The organism is Clostridioides sp. ES-S-0123-01, from assembly GCF_020658415.1.
In the GTDB taxonomy this organism is placed as follows: Bacteria; Bacillota; Clostridia; order Peptostreptococcales; family Peptostreptococcaceae; genus Clostridioides.
Window position 1 is genome coordinate 346375 of sequence record NZ_JACVWD010000001.1, and the last position, 26525, is coordinate 372899.

General features: G+C 27.1%; 25 protein-coding genes. 19 read left to right on the forward strand and 6 right to left on the reverse strand.

Annotated elements, in window-relative coordinates; genetic code table 11:
- Window positions 1-8: 8 nt before the first annotated feature.
- Window positions 9-1208 carry a coenzyme F420-0:L-glutamate ligase gene (locus IC175_RS01505; protein WP_227851026.1) on the reverse strand — a complete coding sequence of 400 codons (1200 nt, stop codon included), beginning with the start codon at window positions 1206-1208 and terminating at the stop codon, window positions 9-11.
- Window positions 1209-1326: 118 nt separating this feature from the next.
- On the opposite strand from IC175_RS01505, the gene IC175_RS01510 reads away from it, so the two are divergent.
- Both IC175_RS01510 and IC175_RS01515 read left to right on the forward strand, forming a co-directional pair.
- Complete coding sequence (locus tag IC175_RS01510) at window positions 1327-2214, forward strand: LysR family transcriptional regulator (RefSeq protein ID WP_227435156.1); 888 nt, start codon at window positions 1327-1329, stop codon at window positions 2212-2214.
- A gap of 254 nt (window positions 2215-2468) precedes the next feature.
- Window positions 2469-3023 (forward strand): GNAT family N-acetyltransferase, encoded by a 555-nt coding sequence (locus tag IC175_RS01515; protein WP_227435157.1) that lies wholly within the window; start codon window positions 2469-2471, stop codon window positions 3021-3023.
- Window positions 3024-3181: 158 nt separating this feature from the next.
- On the opposite strand, the gene IC175_RS01520 is transcribed toward IC175_RS01515, so the two are convergent.
- Entirely contained in the window at window positions 3182-4042 is an 861-nt protein-coding gene (locus tag IC175_RS01520) for a YitT family protein (RefSeq protein WP_227830556.1), read from the reverse strand.
- Between the two features lie 502 nt (window positions 4043-4544).
- On the opposite strand from IC175_RS01520, the gene IC175_RS01525 reads away from it, so the two are divergent.
- The 6 genes from IC175_RS01525 (at window position 4545) to IC175_RS01550 (ending at window position 11744) form a co-directional block, all read left to right on the forward strand.
- Window positions 4545-5951: a sensor histidine kinase gene (locus tag IC175_RS01525; protein WP_227851027.1), complete on the forward strand. Its 1407-nt coding sequence runs from the start codon at window positions 4545-4547 to the stop codon at window positions 5949-5951.
- 242 nt (window positions 5952-6193) lie between these two features.
- A complete protein-coding gene (locus IC175_RS01530; RefSeq protein ID WP_227851028.1) occupies window positions 6194-8710 on the forward strand; it encodes an FtsX-like permease family protein in 2517 nt (838 codons plus the stop codon).
- A 16-nt stretch (window positions 8711-8726) separates the two neighbouring features.
- Window positions 8727-9416 carry an ABC transporter ATP-binding protein gene (locus tag IC175_RS01535; RefSeq protein ID WP_227851029.1) on the forward strand — a complete coding sequence of 230 codons (690 nt, stop codon included), beginning with the start codon at window positions 8727-8729 and terminating at the stop codon, window positions 9414-9416.
- Window positions 9417-9759: 343 nt separating this feature from the next.
- Entirely contained in the window at window positions 9760-10080 is a 321-nt protein-coding gene (locus IC175_RS01540) for a Fe-S cluster assembly protein HesB (protein ID WP_227435162.1), read from the forward strand.
- Window positions 10081-10219: 139 nt separating this feature from the next.
- Entirely contained in the window at window positions 10220-10864 is a 645-nt protein-coding gene (trmB, locus tag IC175_RS01545; RefSeq protein WP_227851030.1) for a tRNA (guanosine(46)-N7)-methyltransferase TrmB, read from the forward strand.
- 148 nt (window positions 10865-11012) lie between these two features.
- Window positions 11013-11744, forward strand: coding sequence for a hypothetical protein (locus IC175_RS01550; protein WP_227830552.1), 732 nt, complete (start codon window positions 11013-11015; stop codon window positions 11742-11744).
- 146 nt (window positions 11745-11890) lie between these two features.
- On the opposite strand, the gene IC175_RS01555 is transcribed toward IC175_RS01550, so the two are convergent.
- Window positions 11891-12169, reverse strand: coding sequence for a hypothetical protein (locus IC175_RS01555; RefSeq protein ID WP_227851031.1), 279 nt, complete (start codon window positions 12167-12169; stop codon window positions 11891-11893).
- Window positions 12170-12439: 270 nt separating this feature from the next.
- Here IC175_RS01555 and IC175_RS01560 point away from each other — a divergent pair, with 270 nt between their 5' ends.
- The 10 genes from IC175_RS01560 to lexA all read left to right on the forward strand — a co-directional run bounded on the left by IC175_RS01560 (window position 12440) and on the right by lexA (window position 20861).
- Window positions 12440-12886 carry a hypothetical protein gene (locus IC175_RS01560; protein ID WP_227435171.1) on the forward strand — a complete coding sequence of 149 codons (447 nt, stop codon included), beginning with the start codon at window positions 12440-12442 and terminating at the stop codon, window positions 12884-12886.
- A gap of 268 nt (window positions 12887-13154) precedes the next feature.
- On the forward strand, window positions 13155-13607 hold the full coding sequence (gene accB / locus IC175_RS01565; RefSeq protein WP_227435173.1) for an acetyl-CoA carboxylase biotin carboxyl carrier protein: 453 nt from the start codon (window positions 13155-13157) through the stop codon (window positions 13605-13607).
- 15 nt (window positions 13608-13622) lie between these two features.
- Window positions 13623-14984 carry an acetyl-CoA carboxylase biotin carboxylase subunit gene (accC, locus tag IC175_RS01570; protein WP_227851032.1) on the forward strand — a complete coding sequence of 454 codons (1362 nt, stop codon included), beginning with the start codon at window positions 13623-13625 and terminating at the stop codon, window positions 14982-14984.
- A gap of 14 nt (window positions 14985-14998) precedes the next feature.
- Entirely contained in the window at window positions 14999-15853 is an 855-nt protein-coding gene (gene accD / locus IC175_RS01575) for an acetyl-CoA carboxylase, carboxyltransferase subunit beta (RefSeq protein ID WP_227435179.1), read from the forward strand.
- A gap of 20 nt (window positions 15854-15873) precedes the next feature.
- Window positions 15874-16818 (forward strand): acetyl-CoA carboxylase carboxyltransferase subunit alpha, encoded by a 945-nt coding sequence (locus tag IC175_RS01580; RefSeq protein ID WP_227435182.1) that lies wholly within the window; start codon window positions 15874-15876, stop codon window positions 16816-16818.
- Between the two features lie 188 nt (window positions 16819-17006).
- Window positions 17007-17267, forward strand: a complete 261-nt coding sequence (locus IC175_RS01585) for a stage V sporulation protein S (RefSeq protein WP_003424039.1) — start codon at window positions 17007-17009, stop codon at window positions 17265-17267.
- A 153-nt stretch (window positions 17268-17420) separates the two neighbouring features.
- On the forward strand, window positions 17421-17792 hold the full coding sequence (locus IC175_RS01590) for an ACT domain-containing protein (protein ID WP_227435185.1): 372 nt from the start codon (window positions 17421-17423) through the stop codon (window positions 17790-17792).
- Window positions 17793-17821: 29 nt separating this feature from the next.
- A complete protein-coding gene (locus IC175_RS01595; protein WP_227823935.1) occupies window positions 17822-18667 on the forward strand; it encodes a hypothetical protein in 846 nt (281 codons plus the stop codon).
- Between the two features lie 328 nt (window positions 18668-18995).
- Window positions 18996-20123 carry a tyrosine-type recombinase/integrase gene (locus tag IC175_RS01600; RefSeq protein ID WP_227482655.1) on the forward strand — a complete coding sequence of 376 codons (1128 nt, stop codon included), beginning with the start codon at window positions 18996-18998 and terminating at the stop codon, window positions 20121-20123.
- 102 nt (window positions 20124-20225) lie between these two features.
- Window positions 20226-20861, forward strand: coding sequence for a transcriptional repressor LexA (gene lexA, locus IC175_RS01605; RefSeq protein ID WP_227435195.1), 636 nt, complete (start codon window positions 20226-20228; stop codon window positions 20859-20861).
- Window positions 20862-21025: 164 nt separating this feature from the next.
- Here the strand turns inward: lexA and IC175_RS01610 are convergent, their stop codons facing one another.
- Window positions 21026-22189, reverse strand: coding sequence for a ComEC/Rec2 family competence protein (locus tag IC175_RS01610; protein ID WP_227823933.1), 1164 nt, complete (start codon window positions 22187-22189; stop codon window positions 21026-21028).
- Window positions 22190-22638: 449 nt separating this feature from the next.
- Between IC175_RS01610 and IC175_RS01615 the strand changes: the two genes are divergently transcribed.
- On the forward strand, window positions 22639-24045 hold the full coding sequence (locus IC175_RS01615) for a sensor domain-containing diguanylate cyclase (protein ID WP_227851033.1): 1407 nt from the start codon (window positions 22639-22641) through the stop codon (window positions 24043-24045).
- Between the two features lie 361 nt (window positions 24046-24406).
- Here IC175_RS01615 and IC175_RS01620 read toward each other — a convergent pair whose 3' ends face one another.
- Window positions 24407-25039, reverse strand: coding sequence for an OmpA family protein (locus tag IC175_RS01620; RefSeq protein WP_227435201.1), 633 nt, complete (start codon window positions 25037-25039; stop codon window positions 24407-24409).
- Complete coding sequence (locus IC175_RS01625) at window positions 25032-26390, reverse strand: hypothetical protein (protein ID WP_227851034.1); 1359 nt, start codon at window positions 26388-26390, stop codon at window positions 25032-25034. The genes IC175_RS01620 and IC175_RS01625 overlap by 8 nt, the downstream gene beginning before the upstream one ends.
- Between the last annotated feature and the right edge of the window lie 135 nt (window positions 26391-26525).

Below are 26525 nucleotides of genomic sequence, written 5' to 3' on the forward strand. Positions count from 1 at the left end.
AATATATATTATTTTGTATAGTTATCAAAATAACCTTGTATGTAAATAATAGGAGTACCTTTATCTCCACTTCCAGAAGTTAAATCTGCTAAAGAACCTATAAGGTCTGTAAGTCTTCTTGGAGTAGTACCTTGAGAAACCATATTTCCTGTTAAATCATCAGATTTATTATCTTTTTCAACTATGTATTTTGAAATTGCTTCTTTTAACTCATCTCCAGATAAGTCAGCAAAATCATTATCAGCTAAATATTTTAATTTCACCTCATTTGGAGTACCTTCTAAGCCTTTTGTATAAGCAGGAGAAACTACTGGGTCAGCTAGCTCCCATATTTTCCCTACAGGGTCTTTGAACGCTCCATCTCCATAAACCATTACCTCTACATTTTTACCTGTAATTTCTTTTATATTGCTTTGAATTTTATTTACAACTTCATCACAATTTATAGGGAATAATTTTACAGTTTCTTCTGTAGCTTTGTTTGAACCTAAAAGTCCATATTGGTCATTATACCCACTACCATCTACACTTGATGTCATTATATCATCAAGAGAATATACCTTTTTAGCACCATTTTGATTTAAAATTCTCTTTGTTCTTTGTCTTGTATGTATATCACAAGTTAAAACACTTGTTGTGTAATTAAGTATAGTTTTTGGGTTGTTAGCAAAAACTATTTCTACTTCTGCACCACACTCTTTAATTAAATTTTTATAATAATCAACATAATCAACACCAGTAAATGTATGTTTATTATATCCAAATAGCTCTCTATATTTTTCTTCTGTTAACACATCTGACCAAGGGTTTATTCCTTTGTCATCAAGTTCATCAATACTTATCAAGTGATTTCCAACCTCATCAGAAGGGTAGCTTAACATTAATACAACTTTTCTACATCCTTTTGCAATACCCTTTAGACATATTGCAAAACGATTTCTACTTAAAATTGGAAATATAACACCAACAGTATCATCTCCAAATTTATCTTTTACATCTTTAGCTATATTGTCAACATGAGCATAGTTTCCTTGTGCTCTAGCAACAACAGCTTCTGTAACAGCAATTACATCTTTGTCTCTAACTTCAAAGTTTTCACCCTTTGATGCATTTAAGACAGAATCAACAACTATTTTAACTAAGTCATCTCCTTGTCTTATAATAGGTGCTCTAACACCTCTTGAAACAGTTCCAACTAATCTATCCATTATTTAAAATCCTCCTAAAGAATTAATATTGTCATATTAGTACCATGTATATTATAATTCAAATATAATCATAAGTAAAATAAATAATACTAATATTTGATATAAGGAGTAGTTATGTATGAACGTAAAACTTGAATTATATAAAGTTTTCAATGCAGTTGTAAGTCATAAGAGCTTTTCTGTTGCTGCCAAAGAATTATTTATGTCACAGCCAGCTGTAAGCCAATCAATTAAACAATTAGAAGAACAATTAGATACTATATTATTTTATAGAAATAATAAAGGTGTAAAGTTAACTCCAGAAGGGAAAATTTTAAGTGAACATGTTGCTACTGCATTAAACTTAATCGCATCAGGAGAAGATAGAATAAATAAATTTAAAAAATTGGAATATGGTTCATTAAAAATTGGAGTAGGAGATACAGCAGCACGTTTTTTTCTACTAAAGTATTTGGAAATTTTTCATAAGAAATACCCACATATACATGTATCTACAATAAATAGAACTAGTAGAGAACTTATATCCTTACTTAAAGATGGTAATATTGATATAGCAATCATAAATATGCCAATAGAAGATGAAACATTAAATATCGTTGAATGTATTGAGATACATGACATATTTGTATGTGCAAATGATTACATAGAATACAAAGGAAAGCAAATATCTTTAGAAGAATTAAATTTGTTACCTTTGATAATGTTAGAAAATAAAGCAAATTCAAGGCTTTATGTAAATGAATATTTTTTATCAAAAGGTATAAAACTAAACCCAGATATAGAATTAGGTTCTCATGAATTACTTTTAGAATTTGCATATATAAATCTTGGAGTATCTTGTGTTATAGAAGAATTTAGCATAGATTACTTAAATAGTGGAAAATTATTCAAATTAGACATAAAAGAGCCAATACCTAAGAGAAGTATAGGTTATTGCCATTTGAAAAATATCTCTTTATCACTAGCAACAAAAGAGTTTTTAAGTATGATATCTAATAATATGTAAGTTTATATTTGGCATTTCTAAAATAAGTTTAATAAAAATAAATTAAAAAGTACCTACATATACATGTATCTTACAATAAATAGAACTAGTGGAGAACTTCTATTATTACTAATAGAGTTGTAGATTTGAGAGATTTATAATAAGCTAATTTTTATTAAATTAGAAATAAGGTTAATTTGAGCACATTTATATAATTAATATCGTATTTTAAATATGAACAGTATATTAGATTAATGTATAAAGGGGGATTAGAAATGTCTGATTCTGAATATCCTCAAATGAAAACCTTAGAAACTAGAAACTGCATACTAAGACCTGCATCATTAAATGATACCGAGGATTTTTTTGATTGTTATAAAAATAAAGTAGTAGTAAAACATTTACCATTTAATGAGCATAAGTCTTTAGAAGACACAAGAAAATTTATAAAATCATTTTTTTTAAATCCATATAAAAAAGGAAAAATAGGTCACTTTGCAATAGTGTACAAAAGAGATAATAAAGTTATTGGGAATATGGGGTTTAATAATATAAATCCAAAGGCATTGGAAGCGGAAATTGGCGTATGTATTAATCCCAATTACTGGGGGCATGACTTTGCTACTGAGATAACTAAAAGAGTAATACAATATGGATTTAGAGAACTAAATCTAAATAAAATCATTGCGATAACCTATGAAGAAAATGCGAATTCTACAAAATCATTAGATTTATTGGGTTTTAAATGTGTAGGAAAATATATCAAAAAAATTCATACTGGAAGCACAATAAAAAATGTCCCATGTTATCAGTATGAATTGAAAAAATAATGAGTATTTAGTGTTCTAATAAATGTTAGATAAAAACAATGCCAAAATCATATCATATTAAAGTGTGAGTATATTAATATACTCACACTTTAATATGATATGATTTTGGCATCTATAAGTTATTAAAAACTATATAAACAAAGTTATAAAACAACTTATTAATTTTCTAAGTTTTTAAATCCTTCTCCAAGAACCTCATGTACATCTGTAACAATAACAAATGCAGTAGGGTCAGTCTTTTTAACTAATCTCTTAAGATAAAGTTCTTGCTTTTTAGAAACTACAACAAGTAGTACTTCCTTGTTTTCTCTAGTGTAACCACCTTTACCATCAAGAATAGTAAGACCTCTATCAAGTTCTTTTGTTATGGCTTGTCTTAAACTTTCAGGTTCTTCAGAAATAATAAAAAATGCTTTTGAATGATCAAATCCTTCCATTATCATATCTGCTATTTTTATTAAGACACAAAGTGCTATCCCAGAGTAAAGGCCTGTTTCTATACTACGATTTACTATACCAGAAGATATAACGACCATTCCATCTAAACAAGACATAAATTTTGTAGCTTTTATCCCTGGAAACTTTTTACTAAGTATAAGTGCAATTAAATCTGTTCCTCCAGTAGAAGCATCTGATTTAAACATTATTCCTAAACCTATCCCAACTAAAATTCCTCCTGCAATAGCTGATAGTAGTAAGTCATCAGTTAATCTCAATTTTGATAGTGGGTCTGTCAATTGGACTATAGCAGAGAATACTATTGTCCCAAATAACGTTTTTAATGAATTTTTTGTACCCATAATTCTGAAAGCAAGTATTACTAATGGAACACCTATGATTAACATGATAGCTGATACTGGAAGCCCTGTAACTTTATTTAATACTAAAGATAGACCACTAAGCCCTCCAGGAGCAATTGTATGTGGTTTTAAAAACATATTTATACCAATACTCATTGATATACAACCAAAAAATAACCCAAGCATTTCAAGTAAAATTGGCGACTTTTGTTTTTTCATATAAACACCTCCATGAACTTGTCACAATTTAATATTATAACATATTTGACCAGTTTATATTATATAAAATTTCTTAACATAAGCAATTTCAAGTGTTTTATTATTCTTAATATTTGTGAAATATTTCCAAAGTACATGATTTTCTGTCATTCTTCTAACACGATTATTTTTTAGTGGAAATTTTTATATGTTATAATTTTTAATTCTTTTATTAAAGTATCCCCTATAAAAGTGGTTCTATGATATGCTTTTCTATTTTCATTAATATACACATATTATTTTGTATTCAGATTTAGATAGTTTAATATTTAATAAGTAATTTTAAACTGTTTTATATATCATCACTGTTTTATATATTGTTACAGTGCTTTATTAAATAACAGATAACTTGATAATATAAAACTATACACATATAATTTAAGATAGTATCATATTTAAGAAGATTTACCTTAAAAATAGTTAAAAAACACAAATATATAAGTTTTGGAAAAGAGTTGATTAAATGCGTAAGTCTGGATACAGGACAATACTTTACTCGTACATTATTTTTTTCTTAGTGCTTTTCTGCCTGGCTTTAACTGCAATAGGAATTTTCTTATCACTTATTAATGTCCAGCATCCAAATGGAAAAAGCATACGTAGTGACTGGCCTCAAAATTTTATGGAAAGTTTTACTGAGCAAATTATATTTATAGATAATAAACCACAAATAAAACAATCTGGTTTGGAAAAGCTTCGGGAAAATCAATTATGGATACAAATCTTAGATAGTTATGGAAATAGAGTTTATGGATTTTCAGAACCAAAAAATCATAAAAATCATTATTCTAATTCTGAGTTATTGGAATTAGCCAAGAAAGATACTTCAAATGCTGATACTGTATACTTGAGTACTATTAAAAATAATGAGGATGAATTTATTTATATTATACACTTTCCACTTAATATTTCTAAAGTAACAATGTTTTTTGATGGGACTAAATTTATAGGTGGAAAACCTATTGTGCTTTCAATAATAGGTATTATATTTTTAATAGTTTTAATTTCTGGAATTGCCTATGGATATTGGATAACAAAATTTATTTCACGAATCACGTCTTCTGTTAGTGATATTGCAAAAAGAACATATCTTCCAACCAAAGCGAAAGGAGCTTTTGCTGATGTCTATGATAGTTTGAATACTCTTAATGAAGAAATTCATATCAGTGATGAAATGAAAAAGAAAACAGATATTATACGAGAAGAATGGATTTCAAATATAACTCACGATTTAAAAACTCCCCTTTCGCCAATAAAAGGATATGCAGAGATACTTGTAGACACTGATAATATTCTTTCATATGAACAAGTACATAAATATGCTTCTATCATGCTTAAGAATATAGAATATACAAATACACTTATTAGCGATTTAAAGTTAACATATCAATTAGAAAATGGTATCATTCCGTTGAATAAGCAAAATAGCAACTTGATAAGGTTTTTGAAAGAGTTAGCTATTGATATTTTGAACTATCCAGAATATGTAACTAATATAATTGAATTTGACAGTAACATTGACAATATTAAATTTACTTTTGATTCTACACTTCTAAAACGTGCATTTAGTAATCTGATTATTAATGCTTTTATGCATGGAAGCCAAGATACCAAAGTTTCTCTGAATGTAATGATAGATGATAAAATTAATATAACTGTTTTAGATAATGGGAAAGGAATGACGGAGGAGGAAGTATCAAATTTATTTAATCGTTATTATCGTGGCACTAATACAGAACAAAAAACAGAAGGAACTGGTTTGGGATTGGCAATAACAAAGCAAATTATTGAGCTTCATAGAGGAACTATATCGGTTGAGAGTATTTTATCTTTAGGAACTACATTTCATATTTCCTTTCCTATCAATTAAGGTTAAATAAGGTTAAATAAAAGATATATTAAGGTTGATAAATTATCATATTTATATGGTAGTTATCAACCTTTTCTTATTTAGGAGAAGACTTAATTTTAGGAGGAAATTTAATGAAAATAAAAAAATTCTATGATTATCATTACATAAGTAAAAGCTTTTTTATCTGACTTTATTTATGGAGTATTAATTAGCATTAAGAAACTTTAGAGTTACATTAAATCAAGAAAGTAGGTGTAAATTTGAAAATTATATTAAAATATATCTTAACAAATATTAAAGAACGAAAAATAAGAACAGCAGTTATGTTGCTATCCGTAATTTTATCAACAGTTTTACTTTTCGTTTCCTTTTCAATTGGATTGTCTTATGAAAGTGCACAGAGAAAAATGGCAAGAGGTATGGCTGGGACTGCAACAATAGCTGTTCAAGGTACAGGTTCAAATAAATTAATTAGTTTAGAAGATATACCAGATTTACATTCCATAAAATCAAAAGTCGGAATATTAGAAAGCTCTGCTGTTTATCATGAAGATGGATATTATGAATCATTCGATATTATAGCAGCAGATTTACTACGACTAAACAAAATTAATAAACCACGATTGGTAAATGGAAATAATATCACTGATTTTTCTGGTGATAAAATTATTCTTCCAGACCGTTTCACATCAAAATATAAAATTAAAAAAGGTGATTTAATCACTTTACAAATTTATAGTAAGCCTTACACCTTTGAAGTGGCTGATATAGCTGCATATGACACAGTCTTTTTGAGACATACAAGAGGGGTAAATGCATTAATACCTAAAGACACACTATCTAAAATTTTAAATAAAGAAAGTGGATATACAAAAATTTTGATAGAGCCGAAAAGTGACATAACAACAGAAAATTTGATAAATGAATTATCAGAAAAAATTCCAACTGAAGAATATAAAGTATCAAATACTGTAAATGAAACTCAGATAATTGCAGATGCTAGACAGAAAACAATGCCATTTTTCCTAATAAGTTTTTTTGCATTAACTATGAGTATTTTTATTATATATAGTAGTTACAAGGTAATTACATTAGAGCGTCTTCCAATCATTGGAACATTTCGAAGTATTGGTGCTAATAAAAAAACAGTAACTAATATTTTACTGTTTGAAAGTATATTGTATGGAAGTGTTGGAGGGTTACTTGGAATTCCGATTGGTATAGTTGTTTTAAATTTTATGCTTCATGGTCTTGGTAATTCTCTTGAACAAGGTATATCAATTCCAACAGTAATATCTCCAATAGTAATTATTTCTTCTTTTGTAGTAGCGATAATTGTTTCTCTACTTAGTTCATATATACCTATAAAAAAGACTAGTAAGTTATCAATAAAAGATGTTGTTTTGGGAACGGTGGAAGAAAAGAATATTTCAAATCGTACTATATTTTGTATAGGCTTTATAGTACTTTTTTTATCTATTCTACTTCCAAGGATAACAACTGAAAATACTTTGTATTTAGCTGGAGGATTTTCGTTATTAGGACTGATTGTATCTACCATTATTCTAATTCCTATTTTTACTGATACTATGTCTACAGTATTTGAATTTATTTATGAAAAGATTTTGGGAAATGAAGGTAAATTAGCTGCCAGAAATATGAAAAATAATAAAAATATCACACAAAATATTACATTACTATTTATAAGTATTTCTGCTGTAATTGCAATAAGTGTTGTAGGAAGTTTTGTCAAGACATATATAGGCGATGTATTTCGTGATGCTAAGTTACAGGGATTCGCAGATGGAGAGATGAATCAAGAATTTATTGAAAATGTTAAACACATGGATGGAATTAAAAAAGTTTTACCTATCTATGTTATGAACAATGAAATATCTTGTGACAGTATAAAAGTTATGAACAATGAAATATCTTGTGACAGTATAAAATTTTCAAGAGTAGAAGCAACTGATAATATAAAATCATATAGTTCTATGTTTGCAATAAATTATACTAATTCTCATATGAAGGAAGTAGCAATTAAATCTTTTGAAAAAGAACGCTCTATTATTTTAAATGAAGATACACTTAAAAAAACAAGTTTCTCTGTAGGGGATAAAATAATTGTATCTAATGGTGATAAAGAGGTTTTTTACACAATAGTTGGAAGTTTTAAATCTCGCGCAAATGATGTAGAAGCTGTTATACCATCTCGTTATGCAGTTAGTGATTTCGGTAAAACTACATATGGATTTTTAGCGTACACAGCAGTCAATCCAGATGTGATTATGATTCAAATAAGAGATTTATTTGGAGATACATCTAATTGGAGTCGTACTGTTAAGGAATTCAACAATGACTCTTTAAATACGATAAATAGCTTTTTATCTCCTATGAATAATATGACCTATTTTATTTTACTGCTTGCTACAGTAGGTATAATTAATAATCTATTGATAAACTATATTCAAAAGCGATGTTCTATAGCTATGTATAAATCTGTAGGACAAAGTGATAAACAGAATATTAAAATGACTTTAATTGAAGGAGTTACATCAGGTTTATTTGGTGCTGTTATTGGAGTATTAATATCTATGTTAGAAATTCAGACGATTTTCATAGTTGCAGGACCAAAGATTTCAATGACACCAAATTTAGATTTTAAAACATTCATTTTTGTTGGAATGTTAGGTATTACGGTAACATTAATAGGTTCAGTAGTACCAATTATAAAAGGAAAGAAAATGAAATTAGTAGAAGAAATTAAATTTGAATAAAAATGGAGGATAACACATGAAAGCAAGCTATAAAAGTATAGCAATAGAAGCAAAAAATATTATTAAAGAATTTAAAGTTGATAATACAACTACTAAAGTTTTAAAAGATATATCTTTACAGGTGATGAAAGGTGAGTTCGTTTCTATTATGGGACAATCTGGTTCTGGCAAGAGTACTCTTTTATATATTTTAGGTGGTCTAGATACTCCAACAAGTGGAAAGGTATATATGAATGGAACAGATATATCACATTTCAATGACGATAAGATGAGTATAATACGTCGTAGAAATATAGGGTTTGTATTCCAATTTTATAATTTAATACCTAATTTAAATGTTGAAGAAAATATTATGCTACCTCTATTACTAGATGGGAAAAAAATGAATGATTACAAAAATCAATTAAACGATATTTTGGAAATTGTTGGATTATCAGATAAACGTAAACATATTCCACGTAAGTTGTCAGGTGGTCAACAACAACGTGTTGCAATAGCACGTGCATTAATAGGAAAACCAGAGATTTTATTTGCTGATGAACCTACTGGAAACTTAGACAGTAAGACAGGAGCAGAAATAATGCAATTACTCCGTAAAATAAATCAAGAAAGTAGTCAAACAATAATTATGGTGACTCATTCACCTGAAGCTGCTGGAAGTAGTAATCGTATTATTACAGTTCTAGATGGTGTAATAGCAGAATAATTAATGGATATATTTTGGTAATTTTTACATAATAATTTTAAATATTCTTAAAGATTTCAAGTCTTTTTAGATTGTATAATTTTTATATATATGAATTAGACTATGTTAAATGTGTTATAATATTAAGACAATGAATAAAAAATTATACTCTATGTAAATTATTTTATTTATTGTTTATTAAACATATTATTAGGGTATTTATTTAAGACAATAAAATATTTAAAAGTTTAAGTAATAATTGGTAGAAGTTTTGGCAAAATATACAAAAACTAATTGATTATATACGTTATATGGGTATATAATAGATATTGTTTTAATAAAATACTTGAAAGGGAATGATTTGATGAAAATTACTTTACCAGAAACAGCTATTGATACTTTAAAAAGTATCTTAAAAGACAATCAAGATAAACCTAACAATGTAAGAGTATACTTTGCAGGTGTTGGTTGTGGAGGTCCTTCTTTTGGATTAGCTTTAGATGAGAAAAAAGAAGATGACTTAACTTATGAAGTCGGAGAATTACAATTTGTGATGAGCTCTGATGAATATAGTCAATATGGAGATATAATTATAGAAGATACAGGATTTGGATTTAGAGTAATTCCTGAAAATATGAAAGATCAAGGTGGAGGAGGATGCTCTGGTTGTTCAGGGTGCCACTAGAATTGATTTTTTAGTATATTGAGAACTCTCTTTGATAGAAATAATTTTCTATTCTAAGAGAGTTCTTTTTATTTTTAAGTAAGATAATGTATAATAAAAAATGTATTTTACTAATTTTTATATGTAAGGAGAATTTATTGTGAGAAGAAGACGAAAAAAAGGTGCAGATGAAAAACTTTTAAGTTATACAGAATATGTCTTAAGAGAAGATATAGACAAGTTAAAGGGCAAATGGAGTATAAAGTTTGGAAATGATAATCCAATACATGTTGAATTTGGAACTGGAAAAGGTCAATTTATTACAACCTTGGCCAAGCAAAATCCTGATATAAACTATATTGCTATGGAATTAAAGGAAGAAGTACTTTTAAAGGCTGTTGAAAAAGCTGATGTTTCTAATTTAAATAATATATTATTTTTATGGGCTGATGTAAGCAATATTCTAAATTATTTTGAATCTAAAGAATTATCTAGGATTTATATAAATTTTTGTGACCCATGGCCAAAAAATAGATGGAGTAAAAGAAGACTTACTCATTCTGGATTTTTAGAGATGTATAATAATATTTTAGAAGATAATGGAGAAATTCATTTCAAAACAGATAATGAAAAATTATTCGAGTTTAGTTTAAATGAAATTGCTGCAAATAATTGGCTCTTAAAGAACATTTCTCTTGATTTAAGCAGTAGTGAGTATAAAAATAATGTTACAACAGAGTATGAGGATAAATTTATGTCACAAGGAATGCGAATATTTAGATGTGAAGCTAAAAAACGTAACTAGTAATATGTTTATAAGTTTAATAGTAGAAATTTATGCTAATTTATATTAATAAAGTGTACGAAAGTAGGCATATATAACAAGGAAACAGAGCCCTCTCATAGAAATTAATTTACTATGTAAAAAATTTTGTTTTATGTGGGAGGGTGCTATGAATTTAGCTAATTTAATACCATTTCTTATTTCTGCGACGGCTTTAAATCCAATAAATTCAAACGATAAGATTTTAAGTGAAAACCAACTTAAAGATATTTTTCCTGATGCTAACCTGAGAGCAGTTGTAAAACGATATGTAAATCCAGATGAAATGACTATAAGTAATATAAAGGCTTTGGATGGTGAATTTTATGCAACTGGAGAAAATATTTCAAATTTAAAAGGTATATCATATCTTGAAAACATAGACAATTTTATTTTTTGGAACAATAACATAAAGGAACTTCCTAGAGAAATACTCGGTCTAAAAGATATGGACTCAATTAATCTTGCAAATAATTATCTAATTAATGATAATACAGTTAATTCTCTTTCAAATAATGGTGTAGATGTAAATTGTGATTTGAATTTTATTGATACAAAAGATAATCAATATAAATTAGATTCTAAATACCATAATATTGACATATCAAAAGGCGAGAGTATTGATTTGAGAAAAATAGTTACAAAGAAAATTGATAGTTATTACAAATATTGGGAAGTAACTAATAGCCTTCCGAAAGATTTAAACTTTGTGGTATCTGTAAGTGATAAGAGTATACTTTCATGTAAAGATATGATTGTTAAGGGTAATAATAAAGGGCAAGCAGTAGTGAAAGTTATACTAAATGACAAAGATGATTTAAATACATCGCAAGAAGTTTTAATCACTGTAAATGTAAAATAACATAAAATAAAGTGTATATTTATACAACTTATTTAATTATTATATTTTTAATTTTAATATTAAATCAAAACAAAGGTTGCTAGTAACAAGGCACTAATATTAATGTTTTGTTACTAGCAACCTTTAGATACCTATAAATAGACTATCTAAAAAATCCCATTTCTTTTGTTCGTAGCCCATATCCCTATTAAAATTATCAATGAATATACTATATACAAAAATATTCTTATATACTGAACATCTAGTCCAAAAAACTCAATATTACTTTGTGAGGTATGCAACATCACAAGTACTGCAGATATACCAATAAGCAAAGGATTAATTACTATTTGCTTATCAGTTCTTAAAATCATTATTTTTCCCATCCAAATTATCGATAATATAAAAAATAAAACTTTAAGACCAAACTCTAATGTATCTACCAAAGCGAAAACATCCCTTCATTTATAATAAATTTTTCAGCTTAATCAAATATAAAACCCTAATATAACCTTTTAAACTTGTACTAAATCCATATAAGATAATTTAATTAAGTTCTATAAAACTTTATCTACATTAATATATACTACACTATACTTTGCATTTCTTAAATATAAATTATTAAAATTAATAAAATTTTGTTCATGAGTGTATAAAGATATATTTCATTATTTAAATGCATATCATTATATATACAGTTTTAGGAGGCGAGGTATATGGAATCTAAATTTTTTAATTGGTACACTCAATCCTTAGGAGGAACTTTTGGTATTATATCATGTATATGTGCTTATTTAAATGGATATATGTTTGTTTATACAAATAGTGCTAGCAGTTACTTTGAAAGTATAGGATTTTTAGGAATAATTTCAAGCTATGTATTACTTCCACTTTGTATGCTAACTTTGGTTTTTGGAATTATACGTTCTTATACTCCAGATACATCTGATAAAAGTATTTTTGATATACCATTTTTTACTTTAAATAAACGATTGATACTTGTTACAGTAGTTTTTGGATTTATTGGTGCTAGATTTTATTTTATAATTCCTGCAATTTTAATGACTTTTAACTTATATAGTAGTATTTTAATCACTAAATTAAAAGATATACTATATAAAAACAAAGAAAATGATACTAATATGAAAGAAAGCGAAGTCTAAATTGCATAATTTTGGTATTTGTCTTAAAAATTCCCGAGGTATTAATTTGTATTTTATTGTATTTTGCAAAACATATTGAATTTTATTCATTTTATACTTATAATTTATATTAATAATGGAAAATTAAAACAAAAGAATTTACTGGTTGTTAATTTAAAATTAAAATATATCTGAATGTGTTGATTCTATAGTCAGCACTTTTTCTTTTATAACTTTGCTTTTTATGATATAATATTAGCACCAGGTAATAATACAAGGGGGTAACAACATGAACATCAATGAAATTAAGGAATTATTAAAGGTCATAGACTCAACTAACTTAGAATATGTAAAGCTTGAAAGTAGTGATTTTAAATTAGAAGCATCTAAAAAAACTGAGGTTACAAGCTCACCTGTTTTAAGTGTACAACAAGAATCGGTAGTAGATCTTTCTTTAGAAAAGCCATTTGTAAACGAGGAACCTGTAGTATCTAATGAGAATTTATCAATAGTAGTAGCTCCTTTGATGGGGACATTCTATGATTCTCCAAGTCCAGATGCAGAAGGTTTTGTCAAGGTTGGCGATGTAGTTGAAGAAGGTGACACTTTATGTATATTAGAAGCAATGAAGCTAATGAATGAAATAACAAGTGAAATTAAAGGTGAAATAATTGAAGTATTAGTTGATAATGAAGAACTAGTAGAATATAATCAACCTTTATTTAAGATAAAACCATTGTAGTAGGAGGTATTTAAGTTGATAAAAAAAATACTAGTTGCAAATAGAGGTGATATAGCAGTTAGAATCATCAGAACATGTAAAGAACTAGGTATAAAAACTGTCGCTATCTATTCTGAAATAGATAAAGATTGTTTTCATAGATATATAGCTGATGAATCTATTTGCATAGGGCCAAACAATATAAGCAAGAGTTATAATAACATAGAAAATATTATATACCTTGCTCTTAAATTAAAATGTGATGCTATTCATCCAGGTTTTGGCTTTTTATCAGAAAACCCTGAATTTGCAAAACAATGTGAAGAGAATAATATTATTTTTATAGGTCCAACAAGAGAACAAATGATTTTGATGGGAGATAAATCTAGAGCGAGAGAAACTATGATGGAATTAAATATCCCTGTTGTTCCTGGTTCAGAGTCTGTTTTAAAAACTAAGGAAGAAGCTTTAGAAGTTGCAAGAGAAATTGGCTATCCTGTTATGATAAAAGCCTCAAGTGGAGGCGGTGGAAAAGGTATGAGAATCGTTAGAAAGGAAGAAGAGCTTTTTTCAAATTTTGATATGGCAAGTTCAGAAGCTTTAGCAGCATTTTCTAATAGTGATTTATATATGGAAAAATTCATAGAAAATCCTAGACATATAGAAGTACAAGTATTTGGTGATAAACATTTAAATGCAATACATTTAGGTGATAGAGATTGTTCTATGCAAAGAAGAAATCAAAAAGTAATAGAAGAGTCTTTAAGTCCATACCTTTCAGATGAAGAAAGAATAAATCTTCATAAAATTGCAGTGGATATAGTAAAAGGTGTAGGGTATATTGGTGCTGGTACTATTGAATTTATAGTTGATAAAGATAAAAACTTTTATTTTATAGAGATGAATACAAGAATACAAGTTGAACATCCAGTCACAGAGATGGTAACAAATCTTGACCTTATAAAACTTCAAATATCTATAGCTAATGGAGAAGAGATACCTTTTAAACAAGAAGATGTTGTTTTTAGAGGTCATGCTATTGAGTGTAGAATAAATGCGGAAGATTCATCAAATAATTTTGCTCCATCACCAGGTAAAATAGAGTCATTAAATTTACCTGGAGGTTTTGGCGTTAGATTTGATACTTTTGTATATACAGGATATACTATACCACCTTTATATGATTCTATGATAGGTAAATTAATATGTTGGGCTGAGACTAGAGAAGAATGTATAAATAGAATTTATAGAGCTCTAGATGAAATTATTGTAGAAGGTATTAATACAAATGTAGAATTCCAAAAGGCACTTGTAACAAGTGAAGAGTTTAGAAAAGATACTCATCATACCAAATTTATAGAAGATGTCTTTATGAAGAAAGAATTTGCTACATTATAAGGAGTAAATAGATTATGATAAAAAAATTTTTATCATCAAAAGAATCTAAGTATGTTACGATTTCTTTAGATGACAACTTTAAAAAGAATAGTGTAGATGATAAATTTTGGACTTATTGCAAAGGATGTAATAGTCATGTATTTAGAAAAGACATAGAAGAAAATTCATTTGTATGTCCAAAATGCTCAAGACATTATGGTTTAAGAGTTCGAAATAGAATAAATTTATTGATTGATAAAGGGACTTTTATGGAATTTAATTCTGATATAGAATTTCAAAATCCATTAAACTTTCCTAAATATAAAGAAAAAGTAGACTCTTATAAGGAAAAAACGAATGAGTCAGAAGCTGTTGTCACAGGTTATGGAAGATTAAATGGAATTAAAACAGTTATTTGTGTAATGAATCCTGATTTTATGATGGGAAGCATGGGTTCTATTGTTGGAGAAAAAATAACTTACTCAATAGAATATGCTGCCAAAAACAATTTACCTATAATTATTTGTTCTGCTTCAGGAGGAGCTAGAATGCAAGAAGGTATGGTATCTCTTATGCAAATGGCAAAGACTTCTCAGGCACTTGCTAAGCTTGAAGAAAAGTCATTACCATATATATCAGTTTTAACTGACCCTACTACTGGAGGCGTAACTGCTAGTTTTGCTATGCTTGGAGATATTATAATTTCTGAACCAAATACATTAATCGGTTTTGCAGGACCAAGAGTAATAGAACAAACAATAAATCAAAAACTTCCTGAAGGATTTCAAACTTCTGAGTTTTTACTTGAAAAAGGTTTTATTGACATGATAGTAGATAGAAGAAAAATGAAGGAAGTATTGTATCAAATTCTTGCTATGCACAAGAAATAGGGCATAAAGGAGGAACTGTTTTGATTGAAAATAATAATGATAAAATAAAAGTCTTGGAAAATGATATTAAACAATTAATAGCTATTTCTGAGGCAAATAACATAGATTTAAGTGATAAAATAAATTCCCTTAATGAAAAATTAGCAAAGCTTAGAGAAGATGCCTTTTCACATCTATCACCATATGAAAAGGTAGTATTAAGTAGAGATATAAAAAGACCTACAACTTTGGAATACATAGAACATATTTGTTCTAATTTTTTAGAGCTTCATGGAGATAGGCTTTATAAAGATGACCCTTCTATAGTTGGAGGAATAGGGCAAATAGGAAAATTCAATGTTACTATAGTTGGTCACCAAAAGGGAAGAGATACTAAAGAAAATATAAAAAGAAACTTTGGTATGCCTCATCCAGAAGGATATAGAAAAGCGTTAAGACTTATGAAGCAAGCTGAAAAATTTGACAGACCGATAGTGACATTTATTGATACATCAGGAGCATTTTGTGGTCTAGAGGCAGAAGAAAGAGGACAAGGAGAAGCTATTGCAAGAAACTTACTTGAAATGAGTAAACTTTCTGTTCCAGTAATTACCTTTGTAATTGGTGAAGGTGGTAGTGGAGGAGCTTTAGGAATTGGAGTAGGCAATGATGTGTGTATGTTAGAACACTCAGTTTATTCTGTAATTTCACCTGAAGGTCTTTCGAGTATCTTATTTAAAGATTCATCTAAAGCAAAGGAAGCTTGTGATGTCATGAAACTTACAAGTAATGATTTATATGATTTAAAAATAATAGATAAGATTATAAAAGAACCTCTTGGTGGTGCACAAAAAGATGTAGAAGCTGTTTCAAAGGAAATGAAGTCTTATATTTTAGAAAGATTAAATCATTATAAAGATATGCCTAAAGAAGAAATAATGTCTCAAAGGTATAATAAATTTAGAAATATTGGAAAATGCTTATAGAATATAAAGAAATTTGTAGATTTTTCATTATAAAATGGTTTTAAAAAATAAAGGTTTTCTTAAATCTATTATAGAAGTATATTTTTATAAAAGTATACTTTAAATGATGATTGTAATTAGTAAATGGCAATTGTGATTTAGTACTTTAGGTAATGGATACTTTAACAAATTAACAAGGAGATGTTGAAATGGAAGTACTAAAAGTTTCATCAAAATCTAATCCTAATTCTGTAGCTGGAGCTTTGGCTGGAGTACTGAGAGAGCGAGGTATTGCAGAAATACAAGCTATAGGAGCTGGAGCTCTAAATCAAGCAATAAAATCAATTGCAATAGCAAGAGGATTTGTTGCACCTAGTGGAATGGACTTAGTGTGTATTCCCGCATTTACTGATATAGAAATCGAAGGTGATAAGAAAACTGCCATCAAACTTATAATTGAACCTAGATAATATATCTTTTTGTTAGAATTTAATCAAGTTTTAAAGGTTGACTATGGAAATGATGTCCTGTAGTGAACCTTTTTTACTTCGATATATTTTATTTTATATAAATTTTAATGTATAATCTTAATTAAACAAATAAGTTTGAAGGAGATGTATATTATGAAATTAAAACTATTTTTAGAAGAATATGCAGTATGTAGATTAAATAATAACAGTAAAATACCAACATGGATAGATACAGAAAAATTTTACTCTATAACTAAAACTGATGATGAATTGAGCATTGTATGTTCAAATAACAATATTCCTTCTGATATTAAGTCAGAAAAAGAATGGAGAATACTTAAAATCTTAGGCCCTTTAGATTTTTCACTTATAGGAATTTTATCTAAGATAAGTGGGTTATTAGCTGATAATAAAATAAGTATATTTGCAATTTCTACATATGATACAGATTATATTTTAATCAAAGAAAAAGATATAAAAAATGCTTGTAAAATTTTAAACTGTAATGGATATGAGATAGAGTAGTTGAATACTTAAATGCGAGGTCATAGTTTATGATTCATATAGTTGAGATTTTTAAAATAAGTATAATAAATATCTTTTGTTTTATAGGAATATTTATTGTATTTGGATTGATTTTTAGTATTATAGAAAATTTAAATAATAAATATATCTTTTTATCTTTTGGAAAAACTGGTGTCATTGTAACTGGAGCTATAGGAACTTTTGTACATGAATTGAGTCATTTAATAATGTGTTTGATTTTTATGCATAAAATAAATTCAGTAAAATTCTTTAGACCAATTGAAAGTAAAAATGATGGAGTATTAGGATATGTAAATCATAGCTATAAAAAAGATAATATTTATCAGAGTATAGGAAATTTTTTTATAGGAATCGCTCCAATTATAGGTGGAACAATGATAATTATTTTACTTTTTAGAATACTATTACCAGATAGCTATATTAAAATAATACAAAGCATAGATTTAAAGTTATATGTAAGTATGATTAATAACTTTAATATAGCAGGTTTTACACAGATTATTTTAGATGATATTTTTAATTTTGTAAAAATAATATTGTTAACGCCTGATATATATTCATTAAGATATTTTATATTTATGTTTTTAATGTATTCAATTTCCACTCATATGTCACTTAGTAGTGCCGATTTAAAAAGCAGTTTAAAGGGTTTGAGTTTTATAGTTATAATTATATTTGCAATTAGTTTAATCATATACTTATTTGGGCTTAATAGCTTAAATATTTCTAATTTAATAGTAAAGTACAATATATTTATAAGTTTTTTTATGACAATAGGTGTTATTTTTTCAATAGTAACTCTCATAATATCTTATATTTTTAGTTTGGTAAGTCCATTTAAAAATTTTAATTAAGATATTAAATCTTATACTATTTTACTTTCATTGAAAAGATAGTAAAATTCAAAATTGAAAGAGAGTTTAATAAAACATAAAATTTCTCGATATATTTTAGTAAATACTTATTAAGTATATATTGAGAAATTTAAAAAGAGCATTTGAATTCAACTAGTCTTTAAATGTGGATTTAGGGAATAGTTAGTGCAAAAACCAATTAGAGTACTACTAATCTCTTAAAAAATACATTAATTGATTAAATTAAATATTTATGCTAACATAGCTACATTGTTATTAATAAAAATAACTTACAAATATTCATATTTTAATTTTAGGAGGTTTAAATTTGAATAATGATAAGAAAATTATAAAAGTACATAATAAGTCTGATAAACCTGATAATATTGTCATCAAAGAAAACGAACTTATAGAAAAATGTCTACTTTTGGAAAATAAACTTCCTGCATTTATGAAAGATTATTTTATATATCTAAAAGGTTCTGTTGCTGTCTCTACACGACTTGCTTATTTAGAAGATATAAAGTTTTTCTGTTTATACATGATTGAGACAAAGGAATTAACAAGTGCAGATTGTATAAAGGACATTACAGAAAGTGATTTTAACATGATAAAATCAAGAGATATAAACTTATTTTTAGGTGATTATTGCAGTAGATATTATAAAAATACAGAGAAAAATACATTGATTTTTGAAAATAACAATAGAGCTCTGGCAAGAAAAAAATCATCCATCTCTACTCTATTTAAATTTTTATATAGAAATTCTCAAATAGATAGTAACATAACTGATGGATTTAATCCAATAAAGCTACCTAAACCACAACCAGATGCTATCAAGCGTCTTGAAATAGATGAAGTTGCAAAAATGTTAGAGTCAGTAGAAACAGGTGAAGGTCTTACTGAAAAAGAAAAAGTTTATTGGAAAAAAACTAGATTACGTGATAAGGCTATATTAGCTCTATTTGTTACATATGGGCTTAGATTAAATGAACTCAGAGAACTTAATATCTCCTCTTTTAATTTTTCAAGAGGTGAATTTAAAATATATAGAAAACGTGGAAAAGAAGTCTTAATGCCTATAAATCATACTTGTGAACATGTAATAAAAGATTATTTACAAAATGAGAGAACAAGAGATGACTTACTAGATGATGAAGTTAAAGATGCATTGTTCTTATCTCTTCAAAATAAGAGGATTACAGCAAAAGCTATAAGAACACTTGTAAAAAAATATACCTCTATTCCATTAGATACAACTAGAGATAATGGATATAGCCCTCATAAATTAAGAGCAACTGCTGCAACTTCTCTGATTCAAACAGGATTTTCTATATATGATGTTCAAAATTTACTCGACCATGATAATGTCACGACTACTCAACTTTATGCCGCACATAAAAAAAATGTAAAACGTGATATAGTTAAGAATTTTGAATGGATTGAAGATGATTAAAAATCAGGAACAAATGTTTGCAGATATAAATGGATTATGTTATAATTAAAAATATAAATGTATGGAAATAAAAACAAAATATGTTTGGAAATGAGTGATGTTATGTATTTAGATCTAACTGAAAAGCAAGTTTTAATACTGGAATTTATAAAATCTCAAATCATATTAAAAGGCTATCCACCTGCTGTAAGAGAAATATGTACTGCTGTAGGGTTACGATCTACTTCAACTGTGCACTCTCATCTAAATAAACTTGAAAAACTGGGATACATAAGAAAAGACCCTACTAAACCAAGAGCTATTGAAGTTTTAGAGCGTAGTAAAGTCAATGATGTTTCTGGAGCTAACCAGGAAATAATAGAACTTCCTTTAGTAGGTCAAATAACAGCTGGAGAACCCATTTTAGCTCAACAAAACATAGAGGAATATATTCCATTCCCTGCCAGTTTAGTAAAGGGCAGTAATAATTTTGTATTAAAAGTAAAAGGCGAAAGTATGATTAATGCAGGAATTTTAGATGAAGATTACGTTGTAGTAGACAAAAAAAATACAGCCTTAAATTCTCAGATAGTGGTTGCACTTATAAATGGTGAATCTGCGACGGTCAAGAGATTCTTTAAAGAAGGAAACTCTATAAGACTTCAACCAGAAAATGATTTTATGGAACCAATTATGCTTAAAGACTCAGAAGTTGAAATTGTAGGTATTGTAACTGGTGTATTTAGAGTTATAAAATAACTATTAAAGAATATCAAAAAAATAAGCTATTTAATAGATAAAATATATCTTAATTTCTTTATTTTATCTGTTCGGAATAGCTTATTTTTATATGCATTTACTTTTTTATAATATTTAATGCTTTTTATTTATTATTTCTCATACTTTAGCTATTGATATTTTAACTATTGCTTTCCATAACATATATCACATGGGTCATTTTTCTTACTTTCTGCAATTGTACCTGATAATATTTTTTTACTTCTTGAAAGCCCACTACAATTTTTAGTTGAGTGATAACTCTTCCCTTTTGGAGTAAAATACACTGTTTTTGACGAATTTGATACATTTTGTTCCTTATTTAAGGATTCATTTTTGTCTGTATTGTTATTTAAATTTTCGTAGTTTCCATCTTCTCTAACACCCTTTTTGTAACTTCCATCTTTACAGCTTGTAAAAACTCCATCACCTGTAGATTCAAATACTATATCTGAACATTCGTCACTTCTATGTACTTTTACACCCATCTTTTTTAATTTGTTCATTGTTTCCTCATGTGGATGACCATATGAATTACCTTTCCCAACTAAAATTACTGCATATTCAGGGTTTACTTTATTTAAAAAAGCCTGAGATGAACTACTACGAGAACCATGATGAGCTACTTTTAAAAGGTCTACTTCTCCAAGTTTTGATAGTATTTCTTTTTCTGTACCTTCCTCAGCATCACCTGTAAATAAGGCTTTATCGTTACCATTAGTATATGCAAGTACTAGTGATTGTTCATTAGTAGTATCTCCTCCATTTGTATTTAGAACTTCAAAATAGGAGTCTTCAAGATAAAACTTTTTATTTTCAAGAGGTACACTTGGAGATAAATCCTTATTTGCTAAAGCATTTATAAAATCTCTGTAACTCTTTGTTTCTGCTGAACCATTTGATACAAAAACATTTTCTATATTGAAATTTTTTACAACAGAATCAAGTCCCCCTAGATGGTCTGCATGAGAATGAGTAGCTATAAGATACTTAATATCTTTTACCCCTTGATTATTTAGGTAGTCTACCATTAAATTCTCATCATCGTTATCTCCCCCATCTATCAACGTAAAAGTTTTGCCCTCTTGAATTAATATTGCATCACTATTTCCAGTATTAATAAAATGAATTTTTATATTTTTATCATTTGATATACTACTAGATAAAGTTTCTTGGTTATTTGATTGATTATTTTCACTGTCTGTTGCACTACTACATCCAGTTAAATAAATAGATATAGAAATTATCAATAAAAATACCAAAGCTTTAATTTTACAATTTCTTTTGTTTTTTATATTACCTTCTATCATAACTTACTCCTCCATTTTTACAATACTTTATGTCATCTACCGACTTATTCTATCATAATTAGCCATTTGATATCAATATTTATCCTATACAGTTAATTTATCTTGTATTAATAATAAAACAATAATATCTCAACTTTTTTTATTTTAATAATATAATTTATTAACTTTTTATATATTTTTAAGTAATAATATTTAATATAATAGTAATGATGATAAATTACAAAATAAAGGATTTTTAAGCTTTAATCCATTGGAAAAATATACTATAATATATGTATTAACCAAGAGAAAATAGCTAAATAAGCTATTCTTAGTAATATAAAAATATATTTCTAGATTTTGATAACTGTCAGTTTAACTATCATAACCTATATTTGAGGAAAGAAATTCCCATTTCAAACCTAGCTAAAGGATGAGTTATTGACAGAATTTTTACTCAGGAGGTAAAAATGAAAGATAATTCACATTATACACTCATTCTAGCATTAGCTGATATAATTATTGGAAAACAAATAGATACAAAAAAAGTCACTAAATCGCTTGAACTTATATGTAATAGTTTTTCGTTTGAATGTGCTCTAGTATATGAAGTAGACCAATATAATCATTTTAATTTAATTGAGAATTACAGTTTGAGTGACATAAAATTATGTAATAGTTTCAATGCATATGAAATTGAATCGGATTTTCAAAAGCAATTAGCTCATCAGAAAATAATTTATTTAGATAAAAATAAAAATTATAAACCATGTGAGATTGATTTTATGAATATTTTTCATGCAGAATCTTTGATTGGAATATCTGTGATAGATGAGAATTTTAATAATTATGGCTTTATTTTATTTTTAAATACTACATCTAGGAAAATAGATTTTTCTGATTCTGAACTTAATACACTATGTATTGTCCTTTCACTACTTGAAAAGTATTTAAGTGTAAGAATACATAGAAATAAAGTTTTCTTCACACAGACTGCACTTGAAAGCATAATAAATAATACAGGCATAGATATTTATGTCATTGATTTTTATACATATGATATTATATATGTAAACAAGTCAATGGCTGAACCTTATGGTGGGATATCTCAATTTTTGGGTCAGAAATGCTGGCAGGTTCTTTTCCCTGGGCAGACATCTCATTGTGAGTTTTGCCCACAAGAAAATCTTATTGATGAAAACGGCAACATTACAGGAGTACATACCTGGAATTATCAAAGACCTTTTGATGGAGCATGGTTTAGAGTATTTAGTACAGCTTTCAGATGGATTGATGGTCGTCTTGCTCATCTTGTTAGTAGTGCAGATATAACTGATAATAAAAAGAATGAAGAATTAATTGAATATATGGCAAATTATGATGTATTAACAGGTCTTCCAAACCGAAGAATGCTTATTGAAGAATGTAAAAATAGAATTGACAATGCTAAAGAAGATGAGCAAGGGTATGTAATCTTTTTCGATATTGATGGTTTTAAAGTAATTAATGATAATTATGGGCATGATGCTGGTGACGAGTTTCTTATAAAATTGGGGGAATTCTTCTCATCAATTCCACTTCTTAAAAATTCAGTTTATAGAAATGGTGGAGATGAATTTGTTGCTGTAATTGGTGGTGACATTACAAAAAATAACATACGTAATTTAGTAAGTTTTATACATGAAAGGTTTAAAAACCCATGGAATTTAAAAAATGGTTCTATATATTGTAATACTAGTGTTGGTATAGCTTGCTATCCAGAAGATGGAAATAATGCTGAAGAATTAATTAATAAAGCAGATCAGGCAATGTATCAAATTAAAAAAGCTGGCGGTTCAGGAATATGTTTTGGCTACCAGTTAATAAAAAATGATTAAATCTAAATTTTTTAATCAGCAGTAAAAGGGTAATAACTAATTCTAGTTATTACCCTTTTACTAATTAATTGTAACATGATATGAGTTTTTACGATGTTTTTTTACATAATATTTAAATAATAATTTATAAAGCAATAACATAGAAAATTGACACCTTATAAGTTTTATATTATATAAAATGAATTATTTTACATCAGTAGTACCCAGTTATGCATTTTAAACGCCCATTTATGTTTAAAATATTGCAAAATTCTTCCAAAAACTATAATATATTAAATATCAACAAAAATAAATAAACTTTTTCCTTAAAGAAGGCTTAAAGCTCACACCAACTGCCTTCTTTTTTTTTATAATTTTTTAACTATTTATTTTGATTAATATTTATTTCATATTTTAGCTCTACTCTTCTAGATGCATCTCTATTTACACTATTATCTCCGTTTTTTAAGAGTTCAGCTTTTGACCTACCTATTGCAATAATATGTTTAGTTACCTTATCTTTATATTTATAATTACCTATTTCATCTCCTACTATAAATTTAGCAACGCTATATGCCCTTCTTTGTGATAAATCTAAGTTATAGATATAGCTTCCTACATCGTCTGTATGGCCTTCTATAACTATTTTAGATATATAGTCGCCATAATCTTTATAAATAGTTTCTATGTACTTTGGAACAAACATTTTTAACATCTCTTTAGCCTCTGGTTTCAAGACATCACTATCTACATCAAACATTGTCCTTTCACCAAAAGTTACTTGACCATTAGCCTTATCCACTTTCACAGGTATACCACTTTTTTTAAAGGTATCTTCAACAGAAGCATTCACATTTTTAGCTAAATCCTGTTCAACTGAACCTGAGATACTTTCTGAACTAAATAATATAAGAATTACAACCATCAACACAGTGGATAATAAATCTGTAAATGTTGGCCAGAAACTACTCTTTTCAAATTCTCTGTTAACAGTTCTTCTATATTTATTATTCATTTAACTCATCCTCACCTATGACCTTTATTTCTTTCTTTTCTATCTCATAAATTTCTTCACTTAAAGGATTAAATATACTATCAATATTACTTTCAAATAAGTCTTCACTATCAAGAGGAACTTCGTCTTGCATGAAGGAGTTATTAAACATAACATCTAGCTTATCTTGAATGTCTAAAGAGTTCTCAAACATTATATCTAGTTTGGCTTGTAAGTCATTAGAAAAGTTCTCAATAATACTTGAAAGATTCTTAATTGAATCGTCTAGAGTATATTTTTCGTCTAAAAGAATTTTTTGATTTTGAGATATTTTGTTTTCATGAGTCATTAATTTAGTTAACAAATCTTGAGCACTTCTTTCATATAAAGCAAATCCTGCATTTATATTTCTTATATAATCTTTAATTTTATGTTGGCTTTCAGTGGAATTATATATATTTTTTGAGGATTCTTTTATATCAAATAAAATTTCCTTATTTATATTATCTTGATTATCATACTTATCAAACAGTTTTACAAATTTTACATTTAAAATATTAAACTGTTTATCTAATTTTCTTACACTTTGGTCAAATGTCTTAATAGAACTTTGAGAGCCTTCTAAAAGACTTTTTAAAGCTTCTATTCCACTAATAAATTCGTCATTAAAATCATTTAAGTCTTTAGATATTTTATCAAATTTTTCAATAGCTTCTATAGACTTGCTTATTTGTTTTATTGTATTTTTTACCTCCTCTACTTTTAAATCCATTCTTTCTGATTTAATATGAGTTACCTCAGAAGTCAGTAGATTCTCAGCTTTTAACATTATTTGTATCAAAACATGTTCACAGTCTTTTATCTTTGTAAAATAGCCTATAATTAGAGAAAACACCACTCCAAATATACTAGTTGTAAATGCAGTTTGCATGCTACTAATAGTCGAAGGAAGTGAATTTATAATATCTTTAGTATCAACACATAAAAGCATTGTAGAAAGCCCAACAAATGTACCTAAAACTCCAAGTAATATACTTATTGAAGATGAATTTTTTATGCTCCTAATTTTTTCTAATATCGGTAAGTTATTATATTTTAAATCTGATACAACTTCTTCTACAAACGAAGTTATATTTACATCAGCATAAGAATTTTCTTTACTATATGTATAGTAATCATTCCTTATTTTGCTATAAAATACACTCGTTTTATAGTCTTGGTTGATTTCTTCTAGTTTTGAACTTACAAACAAATACAACTTGTTGTTTTCCATAATTTTAAAAATAGAATACACAGTTATTGCAAGTAAAAATAATATAGTTATTGGATTAGTAAATATTGACTCTATCAAATTAGTTATTATGTTACTCAATTTTATCCCCTACCTTATAATTTATTTATCTATAATTTATACGTACAAGTTACTAAGAAAATACGTAAATAAACAAAATATTTATATTATATTTATGAAAAATGGTACAAATAGGTTGTAATGTTAATAACATAA

Excerpts from the sequence above, each read along its gene's own strand:
- IC175_RS01505 (WP_227851026.1), bottom strand. The coding sequence starts at position 1,208 with ATGGATAGATTAGTTGGAACTGTTTCAAGAGGTGTTAGAGCACCTATT.
- IC175_RS01510 (WP_227435156.1), top strand. The coding sequence starts at position 1,327 with ATGAACGTAAAACTTGAATTATATAAAGTTTTCAATGCAGTTGTAAGT.
- IC175_RS01515 (WP_227435157.1), top strand. The coding sequence starts at position 2,469 with ATGTCTGATTCTGAATATCCTCAAATGAAAACCTTAGAAACTAGAAAC.
- IC175_RS01520 (WP_227830556.1), bottom strand. The coding sequence starts at position 4,042 with ATGAAAAAACAAAAGTCGCCAATTTTACTTGAAATGCTTGGGTTATTT.
- IC175_RS01525 (WP_227851027.1), top strand. The coding sequence starts at position 4,545 with ATGCGTAAGTCTGGATACAGGACAATACTTTACTCGTACATTATTTTT.
- IC175_RS01535 (WP_227851029.1), top strand. The coding sequence starts at position 8,727 with ATGAAAGCAAGCTATAAAAGTATAGCAATAGAAGCAAAAAATATTATT.
- IC175_RS01540 (WP_227435162.1), top strand. The coding sequence starts at position 9,760 with ATGAAAATTACTTTACCAGAAACAGCTATTGATACTTTAAAAAGTATC.
- IC175_RS01550 (WP_227830552.1), top strand. The coding sequence starts at position 11,013 with ATGAATTTAGCTAATTTAATACCATTTCTTATTTCTGCGACGGCTTTA.
- IC175_RS01560 (WP_227435171.1), top strand. The coding sequence starts at position 12,440 with ATGGAATCTAAATTTTTTAATTGGTACACTCAATCCTTAGGAGGAACT.
- accB (WP_227435173.1), top strand. The coding sequence starts at position 13,155 with ATGAACATCAATGAAATTAAGGAATTATTAAAGGTCATAGACTCAACT.
- accD (WP_227435179.1), top strand. The coding sequence starts at position 14,999 with ATGATAAAAAAATTTTTATCATCAAAAGAATCTAAGTATGTTACGATT.
- IC175_RS01585 (WP_003424039.1), top strand. The coding sequence starts at position 17,007 with ATGGAAGTACTAAAAGTTTCATCAAAATCTAATCCTAATTCTGTAGCT.
- IC175_RS01590 (WP_227435185.1), top strand. The coding sequence starts at position 17,421 with ATGAAATTAAAACTATTTTTAGAAGAATATGCAGTATGTAGATTAAAT.
- IC175_RS01595 (WP_227823935.1), top strand. The coding sequence starts at position 17,822 with ATGATTCATATAGTTGAGATTTTTAAAATAAGTATAATAAATATCTTT.
- lexA (WP_227435195.1), top strand. The coding sequence starts at position 20,226 with ATGTATTTAGATCTAACTGAAAAGCAAGTTTTAATACTGGAATTTATA.
- IC175_RS01610 (WP_227823933.1), bottom strand. The coding sequence starts at position 22,189 with ATGATAGAAGGTAATATAAAAAACAAAAGAAATTGTAAAATTAAAGCT.
- IC175_RS01615 (WP_227851033.1), top strand. The coding sequence starts at position 22,639 with ATGAAAGATAATTCACATTATACACTCATTCTAGCATTAGCTGATATA.
- IC175_RS01620 (WP_227435201.1), bottom strand. The coding sequence starts at position 25,039 with ATGAATAATAAATATAGAAGAACTGTTAACAGAGAATTTGAAAAGAGT.